Genomic DNA, 19,459 nt, shown 5'->3' with positions numbered 1-19,459 from the left:
AACCCGTCATGAGCATCCAGTCGTCAACACAGCAGATCTCCGCCGAGCAGGTTTCCGTCGAGCAACAACTCGTGGACACCGTCGTCGCATCCTTCGACAAGGCCGAGGACCAGCGACTGAAGCAACTCATGCAGTCCCTGACCAGGCACCTGCACAATTTTCTCCGCGAAGTGCGCCTCACCGAGGAGGAATGGAATGCAGCCATCGAGTTTCTCACCGCCGCCGGGCACATTACCGATGACAAACGCCAGGAATTCGTACTCCTCTCCGACGTATTCGGAGCGTCCATGCAGACCATCGCCATGAACAACCAGGCATACAAGGAAGCCACCGAAGCTACGGTCTTCGGCCCATTCTTTGTCGCCGACGCCCCGGAAATCCCCATCGGCGGAAACATCGCCGGAGGTGCCAACGGCCAGCCATGCTGGGTCGAAGGCACCGTCACCGACACCGAAGGGCGCCCCATCCCCGGCGCACGCATCGAGGTCTGGGAAGCAGACGAAGACGGCTTCTACGACGTCCAGTACAGCGACCAGCGAGTGGCCGGACGCGCCCACCTGAATACCGATCAGGACGGGAAGTACGCGTTCTGGGGCCTCACCCCCACCCCCTACCCCATTCCCCACGACGGGCCTGTCGGTAAAATGCTCGAGGCCGTGGGCCGCTCCCCCGTGCGCGCGTCCCACCTGCACTTCATGGTCACCGCTGACGGCCTGCGCCCCCTCGTGACGCATATCTTCGTCGAGGGAGACCCTCAAATCGAAATTGGAGACTCCGTGTTCGGCGTCAAAGACTCACTGATCAAAAAATTCGAAACACAGCCCCCCGGCACCCCCACCCCTGACGGCCGCAACCTGGACAACCAGTCCTGGGCCCGCACACGCTTTGACATCGTCCTCGCCCCGGTTCTCACCTGAGATGAGAACAGCCAGCGCACCGCTCAATAGGGCGGGGTCGGACCCGGCGTCCGGCGCCGCCCTATCGCTGTTCTGTGCCGTGGCGCTGAGAAGCGCCATGGAAGGGCAAATCCTCCCCGCCTTCACGGAGGCAACCGAAACGGCCGTGGACGTCGTTTTCGAACCAACGGGTCTGCTTCTGCAGCGGATTGAAGCCGGCGCGCGGCCCGGGATCTTCGTAGGAATAACAGGGTCCCTGGAAGCCTCTGCATTCACGGACGTCTTCGACCTGCCAACGTGCCTGCCGGTCGCGAAGTCCGGAATCGGGGTTGCAGTGCCACCGGACGCCAGCAGCCCCGATATTCGTTCAGTTGACCGGCTCATCAGTGCGCTGTCAGCCGCGCGCTCTGTCGCGTATTCGCGGAACGGACCGAGCGGAATCTACTTTTCCCGCCTGCTTCGGGAACTGGGCATAGCCGAGCAGGTCGATTCCCGGTCCACAATCGTTGACCAGGGACCCACCGCGCACGCACTCCTCGACGGGCGGGCTGACATGGCCATCCATCAGCTGAGTGAACTGATGCTCGTCCCCGAGGCGACGGTCATCGGCCCACTCCCGGACGCCGTCCAGCATTACACCGAGTTCTCGGCGACTTTATCTCGCAAGGCCCGTAACGACGCCCTGGCCTCTTCCCTCTTTGACTTCATAACCGGCCCGTTGGCTGCACGCGCCTACTGTGAGACTGGCTTGCAGTCCCCCTGATACGCCGTGCAGTGATCTGTTGGCCGCGGAGCAGCGCGCGCGCGAGGCCCAGAGACCCGGTGAACCAGGGAATCCTCCTGTTTCCACCAACGTCGAATTTCCTAATGGGCATTTCTTTCCCAAACCCCTCCGCCAGCTGATCTCCCGCGCGCGGCCTGCCGGCCTCACTTGCGGATGCAGGACGCTGCAACGGACGGCGTCCCAAACCCATGCCATGAATCGCAGCAGCATGATGGCGGCGGCGCCTTTGAGCCAGGAACTTTTTGCCCCATGACGTCCTCATCGAAGCCGCCGGGCCCAGCTTCGGTCGTGCCATCATAGCCGGTCATACCCGTGGGCCGCCTCTTCGTGCGAGGCGGTTGCTCCCGCGCGGGATCTATGGGGCGGAATCCCGAGGACCCCCAGAGCAGACAGGCAGCGGTCCCGGGGCTATCAGCCCCGGGACCGCTGCCCCATGCACCTGAACGCATCGTTTATGTACGGCCGCTGACCCCTCGGCGGGCTACGATCACCGAGGCAGATACTGCTGCGAGCAAGGCCACTCCGTTGAAGACGTTCGCCACCCAGGTTTGGGCGCCCATTAGAGTCAGGCCGTTGCTGCCCACGGCAAGTAGAAATGCTCCGACGACTGTGCCCCACACGTTGAAGAAGCCCGGCCGTATGGTAGCCGCCCCCAAGAACGCTGCTGCGTAGGCCGGCAACAAAAACTCCGGTCCCAGGGTGGGCGGTGCACTTCCGGACCGGGATGCCAGCAGGAATCCTGCGAACGAGGCCAGCAGCGCTGCCAACACGAAGGATGAGGTGAGATAGCGTTCTGTCCGCACGCCGCTGAGGCGGGCTGCCGGGCGACCCATGCCCGTGGCCCGCAGATACCGGCCGAAAGGTGTGCGCTCCAGCAGATACCAGATGACAAGGACGAGAACGAGGGCGTACGCGATGACGATCTGGATCCGGGAGCCGGGCACGCTGGTGAGCCTGGCGAACTCTTCGGATTCAAGGGTCATCAGTGATCCGCGGGTAAGCAGCAAGTTCAGGCCGGCAAGGATGGTGGCCATTGCCAAGGTTCCGATGAAGGCATTGATGCCGATTTTGACGACGAAGAAGGCGTTCACGGCTCCGACCAGCAGGCCGAAAACGAGAGTTCCTGCCAGTACCAGCGGCAGGGGCATCCCGGCGTTCGATAGGGCGATGGAGAGAATTGAGGAAAAGCCCAGGACCGCTGCGATGGAGAGGTCAAATTCCCCGGCGGCCAGGGGAAGGATCGCAGCCAGGGCCAGGATGATGGGTATGGACTGGTCGGCGACGATTGCCATGAGGTTCCCTGACGTCGGAAAGGTCCGGGGCATCAGCAGCGCAAAAATGGTGACAAGGAGAACCAGGAAAACGATAACGCCGTAGCGGGTGAGAAATGCGGCCGGTCCCAGTCGGGTACGAGCCTGGCCCGGCTTCGGCCGGGCTTTCGTGATGGTGGAAACCATGGCTGTGGTGATCCTTTTCGTGGAGGGTGACGGGCTGCGGGACGTCATTGGTCCGCGCCGGCACAGAGGAGGGCAAGCTGTTTTTCGGTGATTTCGTCGGGGCCGGCGGCGGAGGCGGCAATGGCTCCGCGGTCAAGGACGATGACGCGGTCGCACAGGCCAACGAACTCATCAAAGTCCGTCGATGCGACGACGACGGCTTTTCCGGTGGCTGCAAATCCGCGGATGATGTTCCAGATTTCCTGCTTGGCCAAGGCATCGACGCCCTGCGTTGGCTCGTCGAGCAGGAGCACTTCCGTTGCCCGGCTGGCTGCTCTGGCAATAACGACCTTCTGTTGGTTACCGCCCGAGAGGGTGCTGATGGGGGACCGGATGTCCCCGGTCTTGACCTGGTACGTTTCGGCAAGACCCTGGGCCGAAAGGGATTCGGATTTCAGGCGCAGGAGTCCGCCTTTGAAGAAGGTGTCAAGGCTGCCCATGGTCAGGTTGTCGTTGGTTGCCATGCTGAGAATGCATCCTTCGACCCGGCGGTCCTGTGGCACGGAGACGACACCCCGTTTCACTGCGGTTCCCGGGTGGGTGGGCTGGTACGGCTGGCCGTTGAGCTGCATTGTTCCCTGGTGCGGGCGTTGCGCGCCGGAGAGCAGACGGATTAGCTCGCTCCGCCCGCACCCGACGAGCCCTGCCACGCCGAGGATTTCACCTGCCCGGATTTGCAGGCTCACGTCCTGAAGCGTGGTTCCTTGGAGGTTGTTGACCTCAAGCACGACGGGTGTCCCGCTGAGGTCGGTCCGGCGTAGTTCTTTGGCTGCGATGGTTTGTCCTACGACCCTGGAGACGATGTCCGGGATCTGCAGGTGTGCTACCGCCTCTTCCACGACGAGTTCCCCGTCCCGAAGGACGATGAGGTTGTCTGCCAGCCGCTTGACTTCTTCTGTGCGGTGGCTGACGTAGATGACCGTGCCCCCGTGGTCGCGGAGTCGCTCAACGGTGGCCATGACTGCGTGGACTTCATCGGCGGGAAGTGATGCCGTGGGTTCATCCAGGACCAGAACGTTCCTGGCGAACACGTCCTCGTCTTCGCCGTCGTGCTGGAACGCCCGGGCCATGCCGACCATGGTCCGCAGGGTCGGGCTGAGGTCAGCGACTTTGGTTTGCGGGTGAACTGGCAGGTCGAAACGTTGCAGGACCTGGGCGACATATTCGTCCTGTTCCCGCTGGGCGATGGGACCCAGTGCGAAGGGTGCTCTGAAGCGTCCGACCATGGCGAAGTTGTCCGATATGGTCAAGGGCCCCACCAGCCCGACTTCCTGGTGGAGGAACCGCAGCCCCAAGGCATGGGCGCGTTTCGGGGTCAGGTGCCCCGCGATCGGGGAGCCGGCGATGGTGATCCGGGATCCGGGATCGGGTCGGTATATTCCCGCGAGGACCTTGATCAGCGTCGATTTGCCGGAACCGTTCATGCCCAGCAGTGCGGTGATCTTTCCGCGTTCGAAGCCGGTGGTCACCGACTTGAGTGCTTGAGTGGCGCCGAAGGAGATACTCAGGTCTTCGCATGTGACGGCGTAGTTGGTCATCTTGGTGTCCTGGATCCGGGGCCGGCTGCTACTTGGCCGATTTCCAGGCGGTGAGGAACGCGTTTTTCCAGTCAGCGTCGCCATCCCAGGGCACCGTAGTGACGTTCGAGGAGGTGATCAGCTTGTTCGGCACCATCCGCTGGCGTTCGGCCTCTGCAAGGGCACCGCTGAACAAGCGGTTCATTTGATCTACTGCGCTGTAGGCGATCCATTCGATGGAGTACCCGACGGAGCCGGAGATCGGCTTGTCCCCTGCCTGCAGGTCTTTCAGGGAGGACGGGTCCGCGTTGTGGGACAGGATCTTGATGTCGGGATTGGACGAGCGTTCGATGACGGGGGTGATCGCGGTGACGACAGGATCGTAGGCTGCCCAGACCGCGTTAATATCGGGATTGGCCGTCAGTGTGGCCTGGAACTCCTGGGGCAGGGTGGTCTGCAGTCCGGACAACTGGAATTCCATTTCCTTGACGATGGTGCACGAGGGGCAGAATTCCTTCAGTCCTTCCGTGAAGCCTTTATGCCAGCCGATGACGGCAGGGAACTGGGGATCATTGATGGTGACGACGCGGCCGAGGCCCCCGGTTTCAACGGTGAGCAGGGCGGCGTTCATGCGGCCGGCCTGGACGTTGTCCGTGCCTGTTTGCGCATCAGCGAATTCCTTGGAATTGGGCTCCATGGCGTTGACGATCTTGATTCCGGCGGCCCGGGCGAGGGCGACGTCGTCCTTGACCAGGATTTCCGGAATTGCTCCGAGCACGATGCCGTCGACTTTGAGCTGCATGGCTGTGCGGATCGCCTGACGCATCTTTTCAGGGTCCCCGGCCGGGTCGATCATGCGGGTGTCCCAGCCCAGCGTCTTGCCGGCCTCCTGCACGGAGTCGGCCACCCGCTTGCACCCTTCTGCCGCGTAGGTGCAGGGGATGACGACGATGGAGATGTCCTTGGCGATGGCAGGTGAGTCGGAGGCCAGGGTCGCCTCTGTGACTTTCGACTGGGACTTTTCGACAAAGTCCTTCGCCTGCGCCAACGCCTGCTGGCCGGCGCTGTCAAGGCCTTGGTCTGACTGGCCGGTAGAGGAACCTGCGCAGGCGGCCAGGGAGAGGATCAGTGCGGTGGAGGCCCCAAGCGTCAGCGCTGTGGACCTGATTCGATTTTTGGGCATGTTCTTTCCTTCGACGGTGTGAAGCAGCGGATGTGTGTGCGGTCCCCAGTCGGGGACCGCACGGTAGAACACGGCAGGGGGTGACGGGACGGGCTAAGAGGCCGAGCCAACTGGTTGTGCCGCGACGCCCTGCAGCGCGGCTCGGACTTCATCAACGGTGGCTGTTCGCCCCAGCAGCGAAAAGGTCTCAAGAGTGGCCTCGTGGGCGGCATCCGTAGCCGCAGCGCAGGCGTCCGAGACGATGACGGCATGGTATCCGAGGTTGACTGCATCCCGGGCCGTTCCTTCGACCGTGATGTTGGTGGCCACACCGGTGAAGAGCACCGTCTCTATGCCGAGGCGGCGCAGGATCGAATCCAGGGGCGTGACCGGGAACGCCGAAGTGCCGGGGTGGCTGACCACCGGTTCAGAATCCAATGGAGCCAGTTCCTCAATGATTTGCGCTCCGGGGCTTCCTTCCACGAGGGCGTTCAGGTCCTTGATGGCGTGGCTGAGCCCGGTGTTCATGACGAGTTCGGGGTAGCCGGCCTGGAAGGCGGCGCGCGCCCAGATGACCGGAACGCCGGATTCCCTGGCGGCTTCCACCAGGGCGCGTGTCCTGTCGATGACGCCGTGCCGCTGGACGGCCTCGGCGAAGAAGGGGGCGAACGCCCCCTGGGCGGTGACGATGTCCTGTTGCCAGTGCACGTTTACCAGTGCCGTGCGGGCGGGATCCAGCTGCAGCTCGTTGGTGGTCATGGCAGGGTCCTACTTTTCGTTCGGGCTGATGATGTAGTTGCTGAAGCCGCCGTGGCGGTTCTCGATGCCGTTGATTGCGTCGTTGACCTTCGCCAGCGGGTAGACCACGTTTTCGAGGATGGACAAGTCGACCATGCCGTTGGCAGCCATGGCTGCCATGTCCTGGCCCTCCCCTGCGGTGAACCAGACGGATCCGACCAGCTGCTGCTGCTGGTCCATCATGTGGTGGACGTCGATGGGGACGTCCCCGGAAGTCGCGCCGATGTTGACGGCCCTTCCGCCGCGGCGCAGGGATTTCATGCCCTGGATGAAGGGCTCGTGGGGTGTGCCGGGGCCAAGGGCGCTGATGTGGACGTCGACTCCGCCGTCCGTGACGCTGTGTACCCATTCATCGATCGGTCCGTCGAGGCTGGAGAACGTCTGGATCCGTTCGGGGGCCAGTGCGCGGACCCTTTCCAGCAGGGCGCGGTCACGACCGGTGCCGAGGATCTGTGTGGCGCCGAGGGCGAGTGCGTACAGGGCGGCGCCGAGGCCGAGGGTTCCGCTGATGCCGTTGATGAGCACGGTGGTGTCCGTCCCGACGTTGGCTTTCCGCAGGGCAGAGTACGCGGTGCCAAGGTAGCCGAAGCGGGCAGCGTGTTCGAAGCTGACCGAGTCCGGCAGTTTAACGAGCGCGTACTGCGGGGCGATCATGTACTCGGCCAGCCCGCCGTAGGGGTAGCGGTCCAACATTTTGGTGGCCGTCGGCGTGAAGCCGAAGTAGCCGGAGAACGCGTAGCTGCTGCAGTTGATATGGTCTCCCCGGCGGCAGGCCAGGCATCCGCCGCAATAGCGACCCGGGTTGACGTACACCCGATCCCCCACCGCAAACCCGTGGACATCGGAGCCTACCGCTTCGACGACGCCCGCCGGGTCGAGGCCAAAAATGGCCGGCAGAGCGGGAAGGGGGTTCTGGGGAAACCAGGTCGTCCAGTTCGCGAGAATGTTCGCAAGGTTCGGCACGATGTTGCAGGCCTGCACAGATACCCGCACATCCGCCGGGCCGGGCTCGGGAAGGGGTACTTCCTCCAGCACCATCGGCGCTGCGACCTCGTGCATACGGGCTGACATCATTGTCCTGGTCACTATTCACTCCTGTGGGATGTTTGAGGGCCGGCATCACGCCGTTGACTTCAATATAAGAGCCTCTGATGTGACGGGTGACACGCATGCCCACTCAGTGGGAAACTAGTCTGCAAGGTGAATAAGAGCCTCTGACATCTAAGGAGCGTCCTATGGCGGGCAACAGCTCAACTCCTGGGCAGTCGGTGTCCGCGAAAATTTTTCTCGTTTTGGACGCCTTCGCCGGGGAGCGCACGGTGCTGTCAATGTCCGACATCGCACGTTTCACGGCCCTGCCCACCAGCACGGTCCACCGGCTCATCCAGGACATGGTCACCTGGGGGGGCCTCGAGCGCACATCCGGCGGCGGCTATGCCATCGGAGTCAGGCTCTGGGAGATCGCGGCAAGATCCAACCGCAGCTACGGCCTGAGGGAGGCGGCCATGCCATTCCTCCAAAGCCTCTGGGAAACGACGAAGGCACATGTGCTCATCGCCGTCATGGACGGCACCGATGCTCTCCTCATAGAGCGGATTGCCGGAACCCGCGGTGTGCCCGCTGCCGGCCGGGCCGGGGGCAGGCTGCCGCTTCACGCAAGCTCCTCCGGAAAGGTCCTGCTGGCATACGCCGAACCCGAGATCCGGGATGCCGTGATGGCTTCACCCCTGGCCCGCTACACAACAAATACACATACCGACCCGGAGGTCCTTCGTCTGGAACTGGACCGCATCAGGACCGACGGCGTGGCCACGTCAGAGAATGAACTGACCCCGGGATCAGTTTCCTGCGCGGCCCCCGTGTTCGGTCCGCCGGAGGTGGGCATCGCTGCGGTTTCACTCCTGAGTTCACCAGGGGCCAGGGATCTGAAAGAGATGAAACTTCTCGTGCAGATGGCTGCGCGCGGACTCACCCACGCCCTCGCCGGCAGCCATGCCGCCTCCACCATCAGCCCCCGTTTGCACCGGCAGGCAGGGAGCTAGGCGGCATATGGCAGGGCAGCCGTCACAGCGCGCCTACCGCAACAGGTCAGGGGCCGTCGGCCAGAAGGTTCTGGACGCAGGCCTCCATGGTTTCGCGCAGGCGCCTGATTTGGGCGTCGCTTAGCCCGGCGAGCATCTGCTTCTCGATTCGGTCGGCGGCTTCCTCGCTGCGTGCAAGGACAGCTTCGCCCGCGGCCGTGAGGAAGTTACGCAGAATCCGCTGATGCCCCGCATCGGCACGCCGCTCGATGAAACCACTGCGCTCGAAAGCGGCGACCATTACCTGCATCGACTGGGCTGTTACGAAAGACCGGCGGGCCAGCTGGGCCGACGAAAGGCCCGGACTTCTCCGCAAGATACTCAGGGCGGCATATTGCGGGGTGGTCAGCCCCTGTTCCTGCATGATCGCATCCAGGTCCCGCCGTACCGCTGACTCCAGTCGCTTCACCAGATAGGTCACACGGGCGTGCGGTTCGTCGGAAACGTGCTCCCCGGGACGGCCGGCGCCGGAAACTTCTGCAGACATGGTTGACAGCTTATCAGAATGCCTGATATCACTTATATCAGAAACACTGATACTCATTCCGGAACTCGCCCCCATCCTGTGATGGGCCGAAGCCGGGACCACATCCACCCCACCCATTTCCGCTGAAGGATTGTCATGACAGTTGAAAACACCACCCCCGAGGAGCCCTGGGGCAACACCGTTCTCGTCGAGTTCGACGAGAACCGTATCGCCTGGGTCCGCTTCAACCGCCCGGAAAAGCGCAATGCGATGAATCCGACGCTGAACCGTGAAATGTACGCCACGCTCGAATACCTCGAAACGGACGACCGGTGCGCAGTCCTGGTCCTGACCGGAACCGAAGAGTCCTGGTCCGCCGGGATGGACCTGAAGGAGTATTTCCGCGAAACGGACGGCAAGCCCCGTTCGATACAGAACAAGGTCCGCACCGAGGGGACGAACTGGCAGTACCGCAAACTGCTCAGCTACCCCAAGCCGACCATCGCCATGGTCAGCGGCTGGTGCTTCGGCGGCGCATTTGTGCCCCTGGTTTCCTGCGACCTGGCCATCGCCGCCGAAGATGCAACCTTCGGCCTTTCCGAAGTGAACTGGGGCGTCACTCCCGGCAACCTGGTGACCCGGGCCCTGGCCGAGACCATCCCGACCCGCGACGCGATGTACTACATCATGACCGGCGAACAGTTCGATGGCCGCCGGGCATCCCAGATGCGGCTGGTCAACGAGGCCGTCCCGGCCGATCAGCTGCGCGAACGCACCATCGCGCTGGCCAAGCAGCTGACCAGCCTCAGCCAGTGGGTCGTACGCGGTACCAAGATGGGCTTCCGGCACTCCCGGCTCATGTCCTGGGAAACTGCTGAAGACTTCCTGTACGCCAAGCACGATCAGGCCATCCTGTTCGACACCGACGCCAGGGAACAGGGCATGACGCAGTTCCTGGACGACAAGACCTACCGGCCCGGCTTGGGCACCTACACCACCGCGACCGCAGAGTAAGGAGTCCGTGATGACCACAACGACAGACATTGTCAGAGTTCCCCTCAGGATCGCCGGCGAGGCCGCCGATCCCGCCAGCGGACGCTATTTCGACAAGATCCAGCGTCTGACCGGGGAGACGGTGGCTACCGTCGCGGCGGCTGGACGAGCCGATGCAGAGCGTGCCGTCGACGCTGCAGCTGCCGCGGCTCCGGTATGGGCGGCCACCCCGCCGGCCCAGCGCCGAAAGATTCTGGAGGCCGCGGCGACGCTGCTGACCGAACGCAGCCACGACATTGCTGCCGTCATGGGCAAGGAAATGGGAGCCGCAGCTGCATGGTGCCACTTCAACGCCATGCTCGCCGCCAACATGCTCCGCGAAGCCGCCGCCCAGGTCTACTCAACGGTCGGCCAGGTTATCCCTTCAGACGTGCCAGGACTCTCCGCGACGGCTGTACGTGAACCCGTCGGCGTCGTTGTCGGTATCGCCCCGTGGAACGCGCCGCTGATCCTTGGAGTGCGCGCTGTGGCCATGCCGTTGGCGTTCGGGAACACCGTGGTACTGAAAGCCTCCGAAGAGACGCCGGCGACACACTCCGCGATCATCGAATGCCTGATCGACGCCGGTCTTCCTGCCGGCGTGGCCAACCTGATCACCAACGCACCCGAAGACGCAGCCGACGTCGTCGACGCCCTGGTCACCCATAAAGCGGTCCGGGTCATCAACTTCACCGGGTCCACGAAGGTTGGCCGGATCATCGCCGAAAAGGCAGGCAGGCACCTGAAGCGTTCCGTCATGGAGCTGGGCGGTAAAGCCCCGTTCATCGTGCTCAAAGACGCAGACCTTGAGGCCGCGGCGGCGGCCGCCTCCTTCGGGGCGTTCATGAACCAGGGCCAAATCTGCATGTCCACCGAGCGGATCATTGTGGACAAGGCCGTCGCAGCGGAGTTCAGCCAGTTGCTGGCCGATCGGGCCGCCAAGCTGGTCGTAGGCGATCCCGGAGAACCGGCGACACAGCTCGGCCCGCTGGTTCACGAGGCTTCCGTCGAACATGTCACCGCTCTGGTTCGCGACGCTGTTGAAAAGGGTGCAACAGTCCTCACCGGCGGCGAAGCCGATGGACTGTACTTCCCCGCAACAGTCCTCACGGGCGTCACCAAGGCCGCCAGGATCTACACCGAGGAATCCTTCGGCCCGCTGGCGCCGATCATTGAGGTCGACGGCGCCGACGAGGCCATTGAAGTTGCAAACGACTCGGAGTACGGCCTGGCCGCGGCCCTGTTCACCAGCGACGTCAGCCGCGGGCTGGGGCTGGCGCGACGCATTCAGTCCGGCATTTGCCACATCAACGGAGCCACCGTCCACGATGAGGCACAGATGCCTTTCGGCGGGGTAAAGTCCAGCGGCTTCGGGCGCTTCGGTTCCGCCGCTTCCCTGGAAGAGTTCACCGAACTGCGGTGGATCACCGTTTCAACCGAAGAACGCCACTACCCTATCTAGTCAATGGAGACACTTGTGAGTATTGCCGGAGCTTCCGACACCCCTGCCCCGCACGGGCAGGAAACGGGTCAGTTCCCGGGGCTGAGATACGGGGAGCTGGTGGAGCGCCGGGCGCTCCGACAGCCCCTGCGCACCGCCATCATCCACGACGGGGCGCGCATCACCTACGGGGAACTGCTCGAACGGATCCATGCGGCAGCGGCGTTCCTGACGTCCCAAGGCGTCCGGCCAGGCGACAGGGTGGTCTGCGTCAGCGAGAACCGCCCCGAAATACTCACGGCGCTCTATGCATGTTCACGCATCGGCGCAGTCTTCACCCCGATAGGAGCTGCGGCGCCCGCCGCGGACGTGAAATTTATCCTCCGGGATCTGTCCGCAACAACAATCCTGGTATCGGAACGCTCCGTTCCGACGGCTCTGGAAGCCGTCGGAACGGACACCGAGGTCAGCATGATCCAACTCGAAGCCCAATCCCGCCACGGGCTTCCCTCCCTTCCGATCAACACCGGTGCGGAAGCAGGAGAAATCCGGCCGGAGGCAGACAGCCCCGCCATCATCATCTACACATCAGGTACCGCCGGGCACCCCAAGGGCGTCGTCCTCACCCACAGCGCGCTGTTCTTCAACGGTGTCAACACCCTCCTGGGGCTGGACATCGCCAGCGACGACGTGACACTGGTGAACACCCCGCTCTCCCACATTGCCGCACTGAACACGATTGCCGTCGCGACCCTGCACAAGGGCGGCAGCGTAATCATTGACAGCAAGTTCGACGCAGCCCGCTGCCTCGAACAGATCAGCGAATACGGAATCACCACCATGTTCGCCGTTCCCTCAATGCTGACCCTGATGGCTCAAAGTCCCGGCTTCGCCCAAGCGGATACCTCCAGCCTTCGCTGGATCCTCGGCGGCGGGGCACCCATGCCACCGGAACTCGTCGCCCTCTGGTCTGCCCGGAACGTCCCCGTGCTGGCCTCCTATGGGATGACCGAGGCCGGGCCCTCCATCAGCTTCAGACGGCGGACCGACGCCTCCGGCAAAGCAGAATCATCCGGAACGCCGGCCCTGCTGACGGACGTCCGCATTGTCTCCGTGGACGGAACCGACCTCCCGCCAGGGGAAACCGGTGAAATCCTGGTCCGCGGACCACATACCGCATCGACTTACTGGCGGGACGCCAAAGCAACCGAGGCAGCCTTCGTCGATGGCTGGCTCATTACCGGCGACAGGGGCCTGATTGATGCCGACGGTGATCTCTGCATCACCGGCCGCTCGAAGGAAATCATCATTACCGGCGGAGAGAACGTTGACCCGGCAGAAATTGAACACCTGATTGCCAGCTACCCGGGCATTTTGGACGCTGCGGTGATTGGCCGACCCGACCCGTTGTGGGGTGAAGTCATTACCGCCGTGATCGTCTCCGAGTCCAACGTTGAACTCAAGGAGCTCCAGGAATACCTCCGCCCTCATCTGGCCAGGTTCAAACTCCCGCGCCAGATTGAACGACGGGAAGAACTGCCCCGCAGCCCTGTCGGAAAGCTACTCCGGCGCGAACTGCGCATCCTCCCGCCGGACACACACTAACCCCAAGCCAACCCGGAATGCAGAAGGAAACACGATGACCGCAGCCACCCACGAAACCGCGCAGTCCGAGAAAGCAACTCTCCGGACCCGCCTTTACGGCGAGTGCGATCCCATGAACTATGAAGCGCTGCTCACCGATGCCGAGCAAGGAGAACTCCTCAAACTTCGTGGATTCCTCGAAACAGAAGCCAAGCCCCTGCTTGCCGACTACTGGGAGCGAGGCGATTTCCCCGCCCAACTCATCAAGCCCCTGGCGGCACTGGACCTCATCACACCGGCGTCCCTCACCGCCGGAGGCGCAAAACCACGGTCGCTGTACGAAGGCTTCCGCAACTTTGAACTGGCCCGCACGGACGCCTCGCTGGCAACGTACTACAACGGCCAGTCCGGGCTCTTCCGGACAACCGTGCTGCGTGGCGGCAGCGAGGACCAGGCCAAGACATGGCTGCCACTCATCGATTCCTTCGAAATGACCGGCGTTTTCGCACTCACTGAGCCAGAGCACGGCTCCGACATCGCCGGCGGACTAACAACGTCCGCCCGCAGAAGCGGGAACAACTGGATCATCAACGGGGAAAAGCGCTGGATCGGAAACGCTGTCTTCGCCGACTACCTCGCAGTCCTTGCCCGCGATGTCGCCGACGGCCAAATCAAAGCCTTCCTCGTGAAATCAGATGCACCCGGTGTCACCATGAAAAACATCGGCGGCAAGATGTCGCTGCGCATGGTCCAGAACTCAGATATCTCCCTGGAGAACGTGGAGGTAACCGAAGAGTTCAGGCTGGCGCGCATCAATTCCTTCGCTGATGTTGCCGATCTGCTCCGCTCCATGCGCTCCGGGGTTGCATGGTTTGCCGCCGGCGTGCAGGCAGGAGCATACGAAGCAGCGTTGAAGTACGCCGCGGACCGGGAACAATTCGGCAGGCCTATCTCCGGGTTCCAGATGATCCAGGACAAACTTGTCGGGATGCTCGGCAACACCATCGCTTCACTGGGCATGGTCGTCAGACTCTCCCAACAGCAGGACGAGGGCGTCTACCGGGACCAGGACTCCGCGATGGCCAAGGCCTGGACGTGCTCGCGTATGCGGGAAACCGTAGCCTGGGCCAGGGAAATCGTCGGAGGAAACGGCATCCTGCTGTCCAACGATGTCGGCCGGTTCTTCGCCGATGCCGAAGCCATCTACACCTACGAGGGCACCAAGGAAATCAACACCTTAGTCGTGGGCAGGGCCATAACCGGCCGCAGCGCCTTCACCAGATAAGCCCCGCACAAACCAAACGCCAGCAGGTGTCGTTTCTTGGTTCCGGTCTCTTCTCTTTACTTCGCGTACGTTGCGCGGTTTCCCAGCGCTCAGTTGGCTTCGGGGCTACGAGCAGAGACAGATTCTGACCTCGGAGAGACAAACGGAATAGTGACCTTGATAAAAGCAGTTAATGCTCGTTCAACGAACATGACCGTTCTGGAAGCGCGTCGACCTCTGATCATGGAATCAACACCAATTGAGGGAGTCACAGCCGAGGCTTCACTCCCCCGACGGAAGGCAACGAAGTGTCTACTGAGACGATGCGTGGCACCAGGGAAGACGAAGAATTATCAATACTCTCGCGGGAGTTTGAGTTGATTGCTTCGCCTTGGATTGGTCTCCACTACAAATACGAAGAGAAATAATCTGTACTTGGCTTGCTCATATAGGCGTTGAAACCGCAACAGCCGCCCCGTGCTGGACCGCGAGTACAAGTGTGGCTGGCCCCCGCCATCCGGCGGCAAGGCTGCGGTTCTCCACGAGCAGCTCGCAGCGCAAGCAGAGGATTCGATGCGCACGCTTCCTGCAAGAGGCGGGCCAACATACCTCGGCCCCTGGCTAACTCACAGCCGCTAATCGAGATCCGGCTGGCCGGCAAGCGTGCGGCGGCGATGACTGAAGCCGCTTGAGCAACGTTAGTCGCCAATATTGGACGGCTTCAAGGGCGATGGCCGGAAGATGGACTGCGCGGCCCTCTTTCCGGCCCTGACGCAGGGCTCTTCGTGACCGATCTGAACATGTCGTCGATGGCGGTACGACCGCCCTCCGACTAAAACTCGCCCTACCAAGGAGCACCATGAATCAGGCTTTTGTGTACGACGCCGTGCGCACCCCGTTCGGCAAGTTCGGCTCGGGCCTTGCTGCCGTCCGCCCGGATGACCTTGCCGCGCACGTGATCAAGGAATCCGTGAAGCGTGCCCCCGGGCTGGATCCTGAGCGGATCGACGAGGTGGTGTTTGGCAATGCCAACGGTGCCGGCGAGGAGAACCGGAACATTGCCCGGATGGGGACCCTGCTGGCTGGTTTGCCGGTGTCCATTCCGGGCACCACGGTGAACCGGCTCTGCGGCTCATCCCTGGACGCGGCGATCACCGCCTCCCGGCAGATCAACGCCGGCGATGCTGACCTGATGCTCGTAGGCGGCGCCGAGTCGATGTCCCGTGCCCCGTGGGTGCTGCCGAAGACGGAGAAGCCCTACCCGGCCGGGGACATGACCCTGGCCTCCACCACGCTGGGCTGGCGGCTGGTGAACAAGGCGATGCCAAAGGAATGGACCATCTCCCTGGGTGAGGCCACCGAACGGCTCCGGGAGAAGTACGGCGTGACCCGCGAGCAGCAGGACCAGTTCGCGGCTGATTCGCACAACCTCTCCGCTGCCGCCTGGGACGAGGGCTTTTACGACAACCTCGTTGCCCCGGTGCCGGGCACGGACCTGGTGCGGGACGAGGGCATCCGGGCAGGTTCGTCGGCGGAGAAGCTTGCCGGGCTGAAGACCGTGTTCCGGACCGAGAACGGCACGGTAACGGCCGGGAATGCTTCCCCGCTGTCCGACGGCGCCTCCGCGGCCTGGATCGGCAGCGAGAGAGCCGCCGGGCTGCTGGGGCTGGAGCCTCTGGCCCGTATCGCCGGCCGCGGTGCGCACGGCAATGACCCCCAGTACTTCGGTTACGCTCCCGTGGAGGCGGCGAACAAGGCCCTCGCGAAGGCGGGCATCGGCTGGGAGCAGGTGGGCGCCGTAGAACTGAACGAAGCGTTCGCCGCGCAGTCCCTGGCCTGCATCAACGCCTGGGGCATCGACGCCTCCATCGTGAACCGGCACGGCGGGGCCATTGCGATGGGCCACCCGCTCGGTGCCTCCGGAACCCGGATCCTGGGCACCCTCGCCCGGTCCCTGCAGGCCTCCGGGGAACGCTGGGGCGTGGCCGCGATCTGCATCGGCGTGGGCCAGGGCCTGGCCGTCGTCCTCGAAAACGTAACTGCTGGCGTGAAGGGTTAAAACGATGCTGAACTTTGTTGAGTCGGTCCAGGAGGCTGTCGCCGGGATCAAGGACGGCTCCACGGTGATGATCGGCGGGTTCGGCAATGCCGGGCAGCCGTTTGAACTGATCGACGCGCTGATGGATTGCGGCGCCACCGGCCTGACCGTGGTGAACAACAATGCGGGGCAGGGCGACCATGGCCTGGCGCTGCTGATCAAGGAAGGCCGGGTGCGGAAGATGATCTGCTCCTTCCCGCGCCAGTCGGACTCCTGGCACTTCGACGCCAAATACAAAGCCGGCGAGATCGAACTGGAACTCGTGCCGCAGGGCAACCTTGCCGAGCGGATCCGTGCTGCTGGGGCCGGGATCGGCGGGTTCTTCACGCCCACCGGGTACGGGACCATGCTGGCCGAGCGCAAGGAAACCCGGATCATCGACGGCCGCGGCCAGGTGTTCGAGACGCCCATCCACGCCGACGTCGCCCTGATCAAGGCCCTCAAAGCTGACGACAAGGGCAACCTCGTGTACCGCAAGACCGCCCGGAACTTCGGCCCGATCATGGCCGCGGCCGCCCAGCAGACCATCGTCCAGGTTTCGGAAATCGTGCCCACCGGCGGGCTGGACCCGGAAAACGTCGTCACACCCGGCATTTACGTCAATACCGTGGTCCGTGTCCCCGCGGCCGGCAACGCCGCCGGCACAACCGAGAAGGTGGCTTGAAAATGAGCATTGCAACGTCCCTCCAAACCTCCACCACGCCGCTGGGCCGGGACGACCTCGCCCGGCTCGTAGCCAAGGACATCGCCCCGGGATCCTTTGTGAACCTCGGCATCGGCCAGCCCACGCTGGTATCCAACTACCTCACCGAGGAGCAGGACATCACACTCCACACGGAGAACGGGATGCTCGGCATGGGTCCGGCTGCCGAAGCGGACCAGATCGACGGCGATCTCATCAACGCCGGGAAGATCCCGGTCACCGAACTCCCCGGCGCCTCCTACTTCCACCACGCGGATTCGTTCGCGATCATGCGCGGCGGGCACCTGGACATCTGTGTCCTGGGGGCGTTCCAGGTTTCTGCCACCGGTGACCTCGCGAACTGGCACACCGGTGCACCCGGTGCGATTCCGGCCGTCGGCGGCGCCATGGATTTGGCCACCGGCGCCAAGGACGTGTTCGTCATGATGACCCTCCTGACCCGCGAAGGCGCCTCCAAGATCGTGGACACCTGCACCTACCCGCTCACCGGCGTCGGCTGCGTCACCCGCGTCTACACGGACAAAGCCGTGTTCCTCACCGGACCCGACGGCGTCACCGTCCGCGAAACCTTCGGCTGCACCCTCGAAGAACTCCAGGAACTCGTGCCCGTGCCGCTGACGGCCGCAGCCGCCTAGGGCGGGCCCTATGTACGAAAGGAACGTAAGGTTGCAAAGCGGGTTGTCACACGTGGAAGTCAAGTTCCTGGAGCTGCTGACCCCCGGTGACCCGGTAGAGATTTTCGACCACCGAGGAAACATCGAGTGGCAGGGTGCCGTGGAGGAGACAGCACCCGCACTTGGTGTGGCATGGATCCGCACAGGAGTGGGGGAACGTAAATTGTTGGACATCCGGGAGCACTCCGTACGGCGTTTCCCGCGCTAGGACGCCACCGTGCAGCGTCGGCTTTCAAACTGCCCACAAACTTTTGAGGACCACGCGGACACAGTACTGGTTCGCGCGTATTCGATTTCGAACTCTTCGCGCCTGCTTAGCCCACGCCGTAGGAAAGGACCTACCTTGAAATTCTGCCGGACACCCTCTTCTGTGACCCGGACCCGGACCCGGACACCGGGAGAGGGTTGGCGATGGGCTAGGTTTCCGCCCTAGTAGGGCACACCCCAACCTGACGTCAGGCGTCCGGGCGCCAGGTGTCAGAGTAGGGCCCGTTCTCTACTTTTGTTGACGACGGCTCAAGAAACTCTTAGACCCAAACCGGGACACTTTTGACTAGGCTCAAACCGCGACGCCCCTCTAAAAGGACATCGACCAGGTCATTCGTCGGTTTCATGCCCGTCCGGACGTATCGCAGCTGGCCAATTGCCATATTCGACGGCGAACCAAGTCAGATTGCAGGGGCTGCCGCGCCGCCAGCTAGTGCCGTCGGCCAAAGCACGCCGGTATGTCAGCGGTCGGGTACCCTTCCTACGCTTTGGACGACCAGGGCACGGACTTCTGGCTTTAATTCTGAATCCCGTAGTCGCTGGGGCCCCTCCCCCACGCAACCTAAGCCTTACGCTCCAACAGCAATCCGAATTCTCCCGTTGCGTTCCCACGTCGCACCCGGCACGTTCACGTAGCTTAAAGCAGACATAAGTGTGGACACTGTCCACACCTCCTTTGGCAGGACAAACAGCGCACCTCGAGGCTCCTAGGACGCCTGGGAGCAGCTTCCAAGGAAATTTCGCAGCAGAACCGGTGATGTCATGTTGTGGCCGCAACCCCGGACCATGAATAAGTGTTGGACAACCCGGCCCAACCAGACAGAACCGGAACGAGGAACCCATAGCCCCACCAAGGCAGGCGGAAGGCCCACCAGCCAGGGTCCTGAACCCGCCACCCCGCACACCTGAACAGGCCACCGCGGCGGCCAGGCCACAGCCCGCGAACCTAGCGTCAGAGGGACGCCAACACAAGCCATGTCAACACGTTAAAGCAAAAACCCCTCTGACGAGGGGATATGCTGTGCCCGAGGTGGGACTCGAACTGTCTTCCAGGCCCTGCAAAGACTGGGAACTCGCGGAAACATGCGGAATTCGAAGCAGTCCGAGGACAGTATTACCCGATCCGAGGCCAAGACTGTGGACAATGTCCACACCCCGTTTTCCGCCCGTCAGAGCCTTCAACCTACGTCCGCATC

At 63.1% G+C, this 19,459-nt stretch carries 17 protein-coding genes; 11 read left to right on the top strand and 6 right to left on the bottom strand.

Annotation, left to right across the window (positions count from 1 at the left end):
- Positions 1–8: 8 nt before the first annotated feature.
- Together CXQ88_RS12275 and CXQ88_RS12270 are read left to right on the top strand one after the other, a co-directional pair.
- Positions 9–917 carry a dioxygenase family protein gene (locus tag CXQ88_RS12275; RefSeq protein ID WP_104044441.1) on the top strand — a complete coding sequence of 303 codons (909 nt, stop codon included), beginning with the start codon at positions 9–11 and terminating at the stop codon, positions 915–917.
- A gap of 1 nt (position 918) precedes the next feature.
- Positions 919–1,659: a molybdate ABC transporter substrate-binding protein gene (locus tag CXQ88_RS12270; RefSeq protein WP_104044440.1), complete on the top strand. Its 741-nt coding sequence runs from the start codon at positions 919–921 to the stop codon at positions 1,657–1,659.
- Positions 1,660–2,132: 473 nt separating this feature from the next.
- Here CXQ88_RS12270 and CXQ88_RS12265 read toward each other — a convergent pair whose 3' ends face one another.
- The 5 genes from CXQ88_RS12265 to CXQ88_RS12240 form a co-directional block, all read right to left on the bottom strand.
- The gene (locus CXQ88_RS12265) at positions 2,133–3,137 is read right to left on the bottom strand and encodes an ABC transporter permease (protein ID WP_181037498.1); all 1,005 of its coding nucleotides are present in this window, start codon (positions 3,135–3,137) and stop codon (positions 2,133–2,135) included.
- A 44-nt stretch (positions 3,138–3,181) separates the two neighbouring features.
- Positions 3,182–4,714: a sugar ABC transporter ATP-binding protein gene (locus CXQ88_RS12260; protein ID WP_181037497.1), complete on the bottom strand. Its 1,533-nt coding sequence runs from the start codon at positions 4,712–4,714 to the stop codon at positions 3,182–3,184.
- 28 nt (positions 4,715–4,742) lie between these two features.
- Positions 4,743–5,876, bottom strand: coding sequence for a sugar ABC transporter substrate-binding protein (locus tag CXQ88_RS12250; RefSeq protein WP_104044437.1), 1,134 nt, complete (start codon positions 5,874–5,876; stop codon positions 4,743–4,745).
- Between the two features lie 93 nt (positions 5,877–5,969).
- Entirely contained in the window at positions 5,970–6,614 is a 645-nt protein-coding gene (locus CXQ88_RS12245) for a cysteine hydrolase family protein (protein WP_104044436.1), read from the bottom strand.
- A 9-nt stretch (positions 6,615–6,623) separates the two neighbouring features.
- The gene (locus CXQ88_RS12240; protein ID WP_219816322.1) at positions 6,624–7,739 is read right to left on the bottom strand and encodes an alcohol dehydrogenase catalytic domain-containing protein; all 1,116 of its coding nucleotides are present in this window, start codon (positions 7,737–7,739) and stop codon (positions 6,624–6,626) included.
- A 149-nt stretch (positions 7,740–7,888) separates the two neighbouring features.
- On the opposite strand from CXQ88_RS12240, the gene CXQ88_RS12235 reads away from it, so the two are divergent.
- Positions 7,889–8,695, top strand: a complete 807-nt coding sequence (locus tag CXQ88_RS12235) for an IclR family transcriptional regulator (RefSeq protein WP_104044434.1) — start codon at positions 7,889–7,891, stop codon at positions 8,693–8,695.
- Positions 8,696–8,741: 46 nt separating this feature from the next.
- Here the strand turns inward: CXQ88_RS12235 and CXQ88_RS12230 are convergent, their stop codons facing one another.
- Complete coding sequence (locus CXQ88_RS12230) at positions 8,742–9,221, bottom strand: MarR family winged helix-turn-helix transcriptional regulator (RefSeq protein WP_104044433.1); 480 nt, start codon at positions 9,219–9,221, stop codon at positions 8,742–8,744.
- A 135-nt stretch (positions 9,222–9,356) separates the two neighbouring features.
- On the opposite strand from CXQ88_RS12230, the gene CXQ88_RS12225 reads away from it, so the two are divergent.
- From CXQ88_RS12225 to CXQ88_RS12190, 8 genes are all read left to right on the top strand, one after another.
- Entirely contained in the window at positions 9,357–10,214 is an 858-nt protein-coding gene (locus CXQ88_RS12225) for a p-hydroxycinnamoyl CoA hydratase/lyase (protein WP_104044432.1), read from the top strand.
- Positions 10,215–10,224: 10 nt separating this feature from the next.
- Positions 10,225–11,694, top strand: a complete 1,470-nt coding sequence (locus tag CXQ88_RS12220; protein WP_104044431.1) for an aldehyde dehydrogenase — start codon at positions 10,225–10,227, stop codon at positions 11,692–11,694.
- Positions 11,695–11,709: 15 nt separating this feature from the next.
- The gene (locus CXQ88_RS12215) at positions 11,710–13,278 is read left to right on the top strand and encodes a class I adenylate-forming enzyme family protein (RefSeq protein ID WP_181037496.1); all 1,569 of its coding nucleotides are present in this window, start codon (positions 11,710–11,712) and stop codon (positions 13,276–13,278) included.
- Positions 13,279–13,312: 34 nt separating this feature from the next.
- Positions 13,313–14,542 carry an acyl-CoA dehydrogenase family protein gene (locus CXQ88_RS12210; RefSeq protein WP_104044429.1) on the top strand — a complete coding sequence of 410 codons (1,230 nt, stop codon included), beginning with the start codon at positions 13,313–13,315 and terminating at the stop codon, positions 14,540–14,542.
- An 838-nt stretch (positions 14,543–15,380) separates the two neighbouring features.
- The gene (locus tag CXQ88_RS12205; protein ID WP_104044428.1) at positions 15,381–16,580 is read left to right on the top strand and encodes a thiolase family protein; all 1,200 of its coding nucleotides are present in this window, start codon (positions 15,381–15,383) and stop codon (positions 16,578–16,580) included.
- A 4-nt stretch (positions 16,581–16,584) separates the two neighbouring features.
- Positions 16,585–17,283, top strand: a complete 699-nt coding sequence (locus tag CXQ88_RS12200) for a 3-oxoacid CoA-transferase subunit A (protein ID WP_104044427.1) — start codon at positions 16,585–16,587, stop codon at positions 17,281–17,283.
- 2 nt (positions 17,284–17,285) lie between these two features.
- Positions 17,286–17,957: a 3-oxoacid CoA-transferase subunit B gene (locus tag CXQ88_RS12195; protein ID WP_104044426.1), complete on the top strand. Its 672-nt coding sequence runs from the start codon at positions 17,286–17,288 to the stop codon at positions 17,955–17,957.
- A 43-nt stretch (positions 17,958–18,000) separates the two neighbouring features.
- The gene (locus CXQ88_RS12190) at positions 18,001–18,204 is read left to right on the top strand and encodes a hypothetical protein (protein WP_146069201.1); all 204 of its coding nucleotides are present in this window, start codon (positions 18,001–18,003) and stop codon (positions 18,202–18,204) included.
- Positions 18,205–19,459: the final 1,255 nt, after the last annotated feature.

The organism is Arthrobacter sp. ZGTC412 (genome assembly GCF_002929215.1).
Taxonomy (GTDB): Bacteria; Actinomycetota; Actinomycetes; order Actinomycetales; family Micrococcaceae; genus Arthrobacter.
This window is presented reverse-complemented; position numbering and strand designations above follow the sequence as displayed.

Coding starts and splice junctions, on each gene's coding strand:
- CXQ88_RS12275 (WP_104044441.1), top strand. CDS start 9: ATGAGCATCCAGTCGTCAACACAGCAGATCTCCGCCGAGCAGGTTTCC.
- CXQ88_RS12270 (WP_104044440.1), top strand. CDS start 919: ATGAGAACAGCCAGCGCACCGCTCAATAGGGCGGGGTCGGACCCGGCG.
- CXQ88_RS12265 (WP_181037498.1), bottom strand. CDS start 3,137: ATGGTTTCCACCATCACGAAAGCCCGGCCGAAGCCGGGCCAGGCTCGT.
- CXQ88_RS12260 (WP_181037497.1), bottom strand. CDS start 4,714: ATGACCAACTACGCCGTCACATGCGAAGACCTGAGTATCTCCTTCGGC.
- CXQ88_RS12250 (WP_104044437.1), bottom strand. CDS start 5,876: ATGCCCAAAAATCGAATCAGGTCCACAGCGCTGACGCTTGGGGCCTCC.
- CXQ88_RS12245 (WP_104044436.1), bottom strand. CDS start 6,614: ATGACCACCAACGAGCTGCAGCTGGATCCCGCCCGCACGGCACTGGTA.
- CXQ88_RS12235 (WP_104044434.1), top strand. CDS start 7,889: ATGGCGGGCAACAGCTCAACTCCTGGGCAGTCGGTGTCCGCGAAAATT.
- CXQ88_RS12230 (WP_104044433.1), bottom strand. CDS start 9,221: ATGTCTGCAGAAGTTTCCGGCGCCGGCCGTCCCGGGGAGCACGTTTCC.
- CXQ88_RS12225 (WP_104044432.1), top strand. CDS start 9,357: ATGACAGTTGAAAACACCACCCCCGAGGAGCCCTGGGGCAACACCGTT.
- CXQ88_RS12220 (WP_104044431.1), top strand. CDS start 10,225: ATGACCACAACGACAGACATTGTCAGAGTTCCCCTCAGGATCGCCGGC.
- CXQ88_RS12210 (WP_104044429.1), top strand. CDS start 13,313: ATGACCGCAGCCACCCACGAAACCGCGCAGTCCGAGAAAGCAACTCTC.
- CXQ88_RS12205 (WP_104044428.1), top strand. CDS start 15,381: ATGAATCAGGCTTTTGTGTACGACGCCGTGCGCACCCCGTTCGGCAAG.
- CXQ88_RS12200 (WP_104044427.1), top strand. CDS start 16,585: ATGCTGAACTTTGTTGAGTCGGTCCAGGAGGCTGTCGCCGGGATCAAG.
- CXQ88_RS12195 (WP_104044426.1), top strand. CDS start 17,286: ATGAGCATTGCAACGTCCCTCCAAACCTCCACCACGCCGCTGGGCCGG.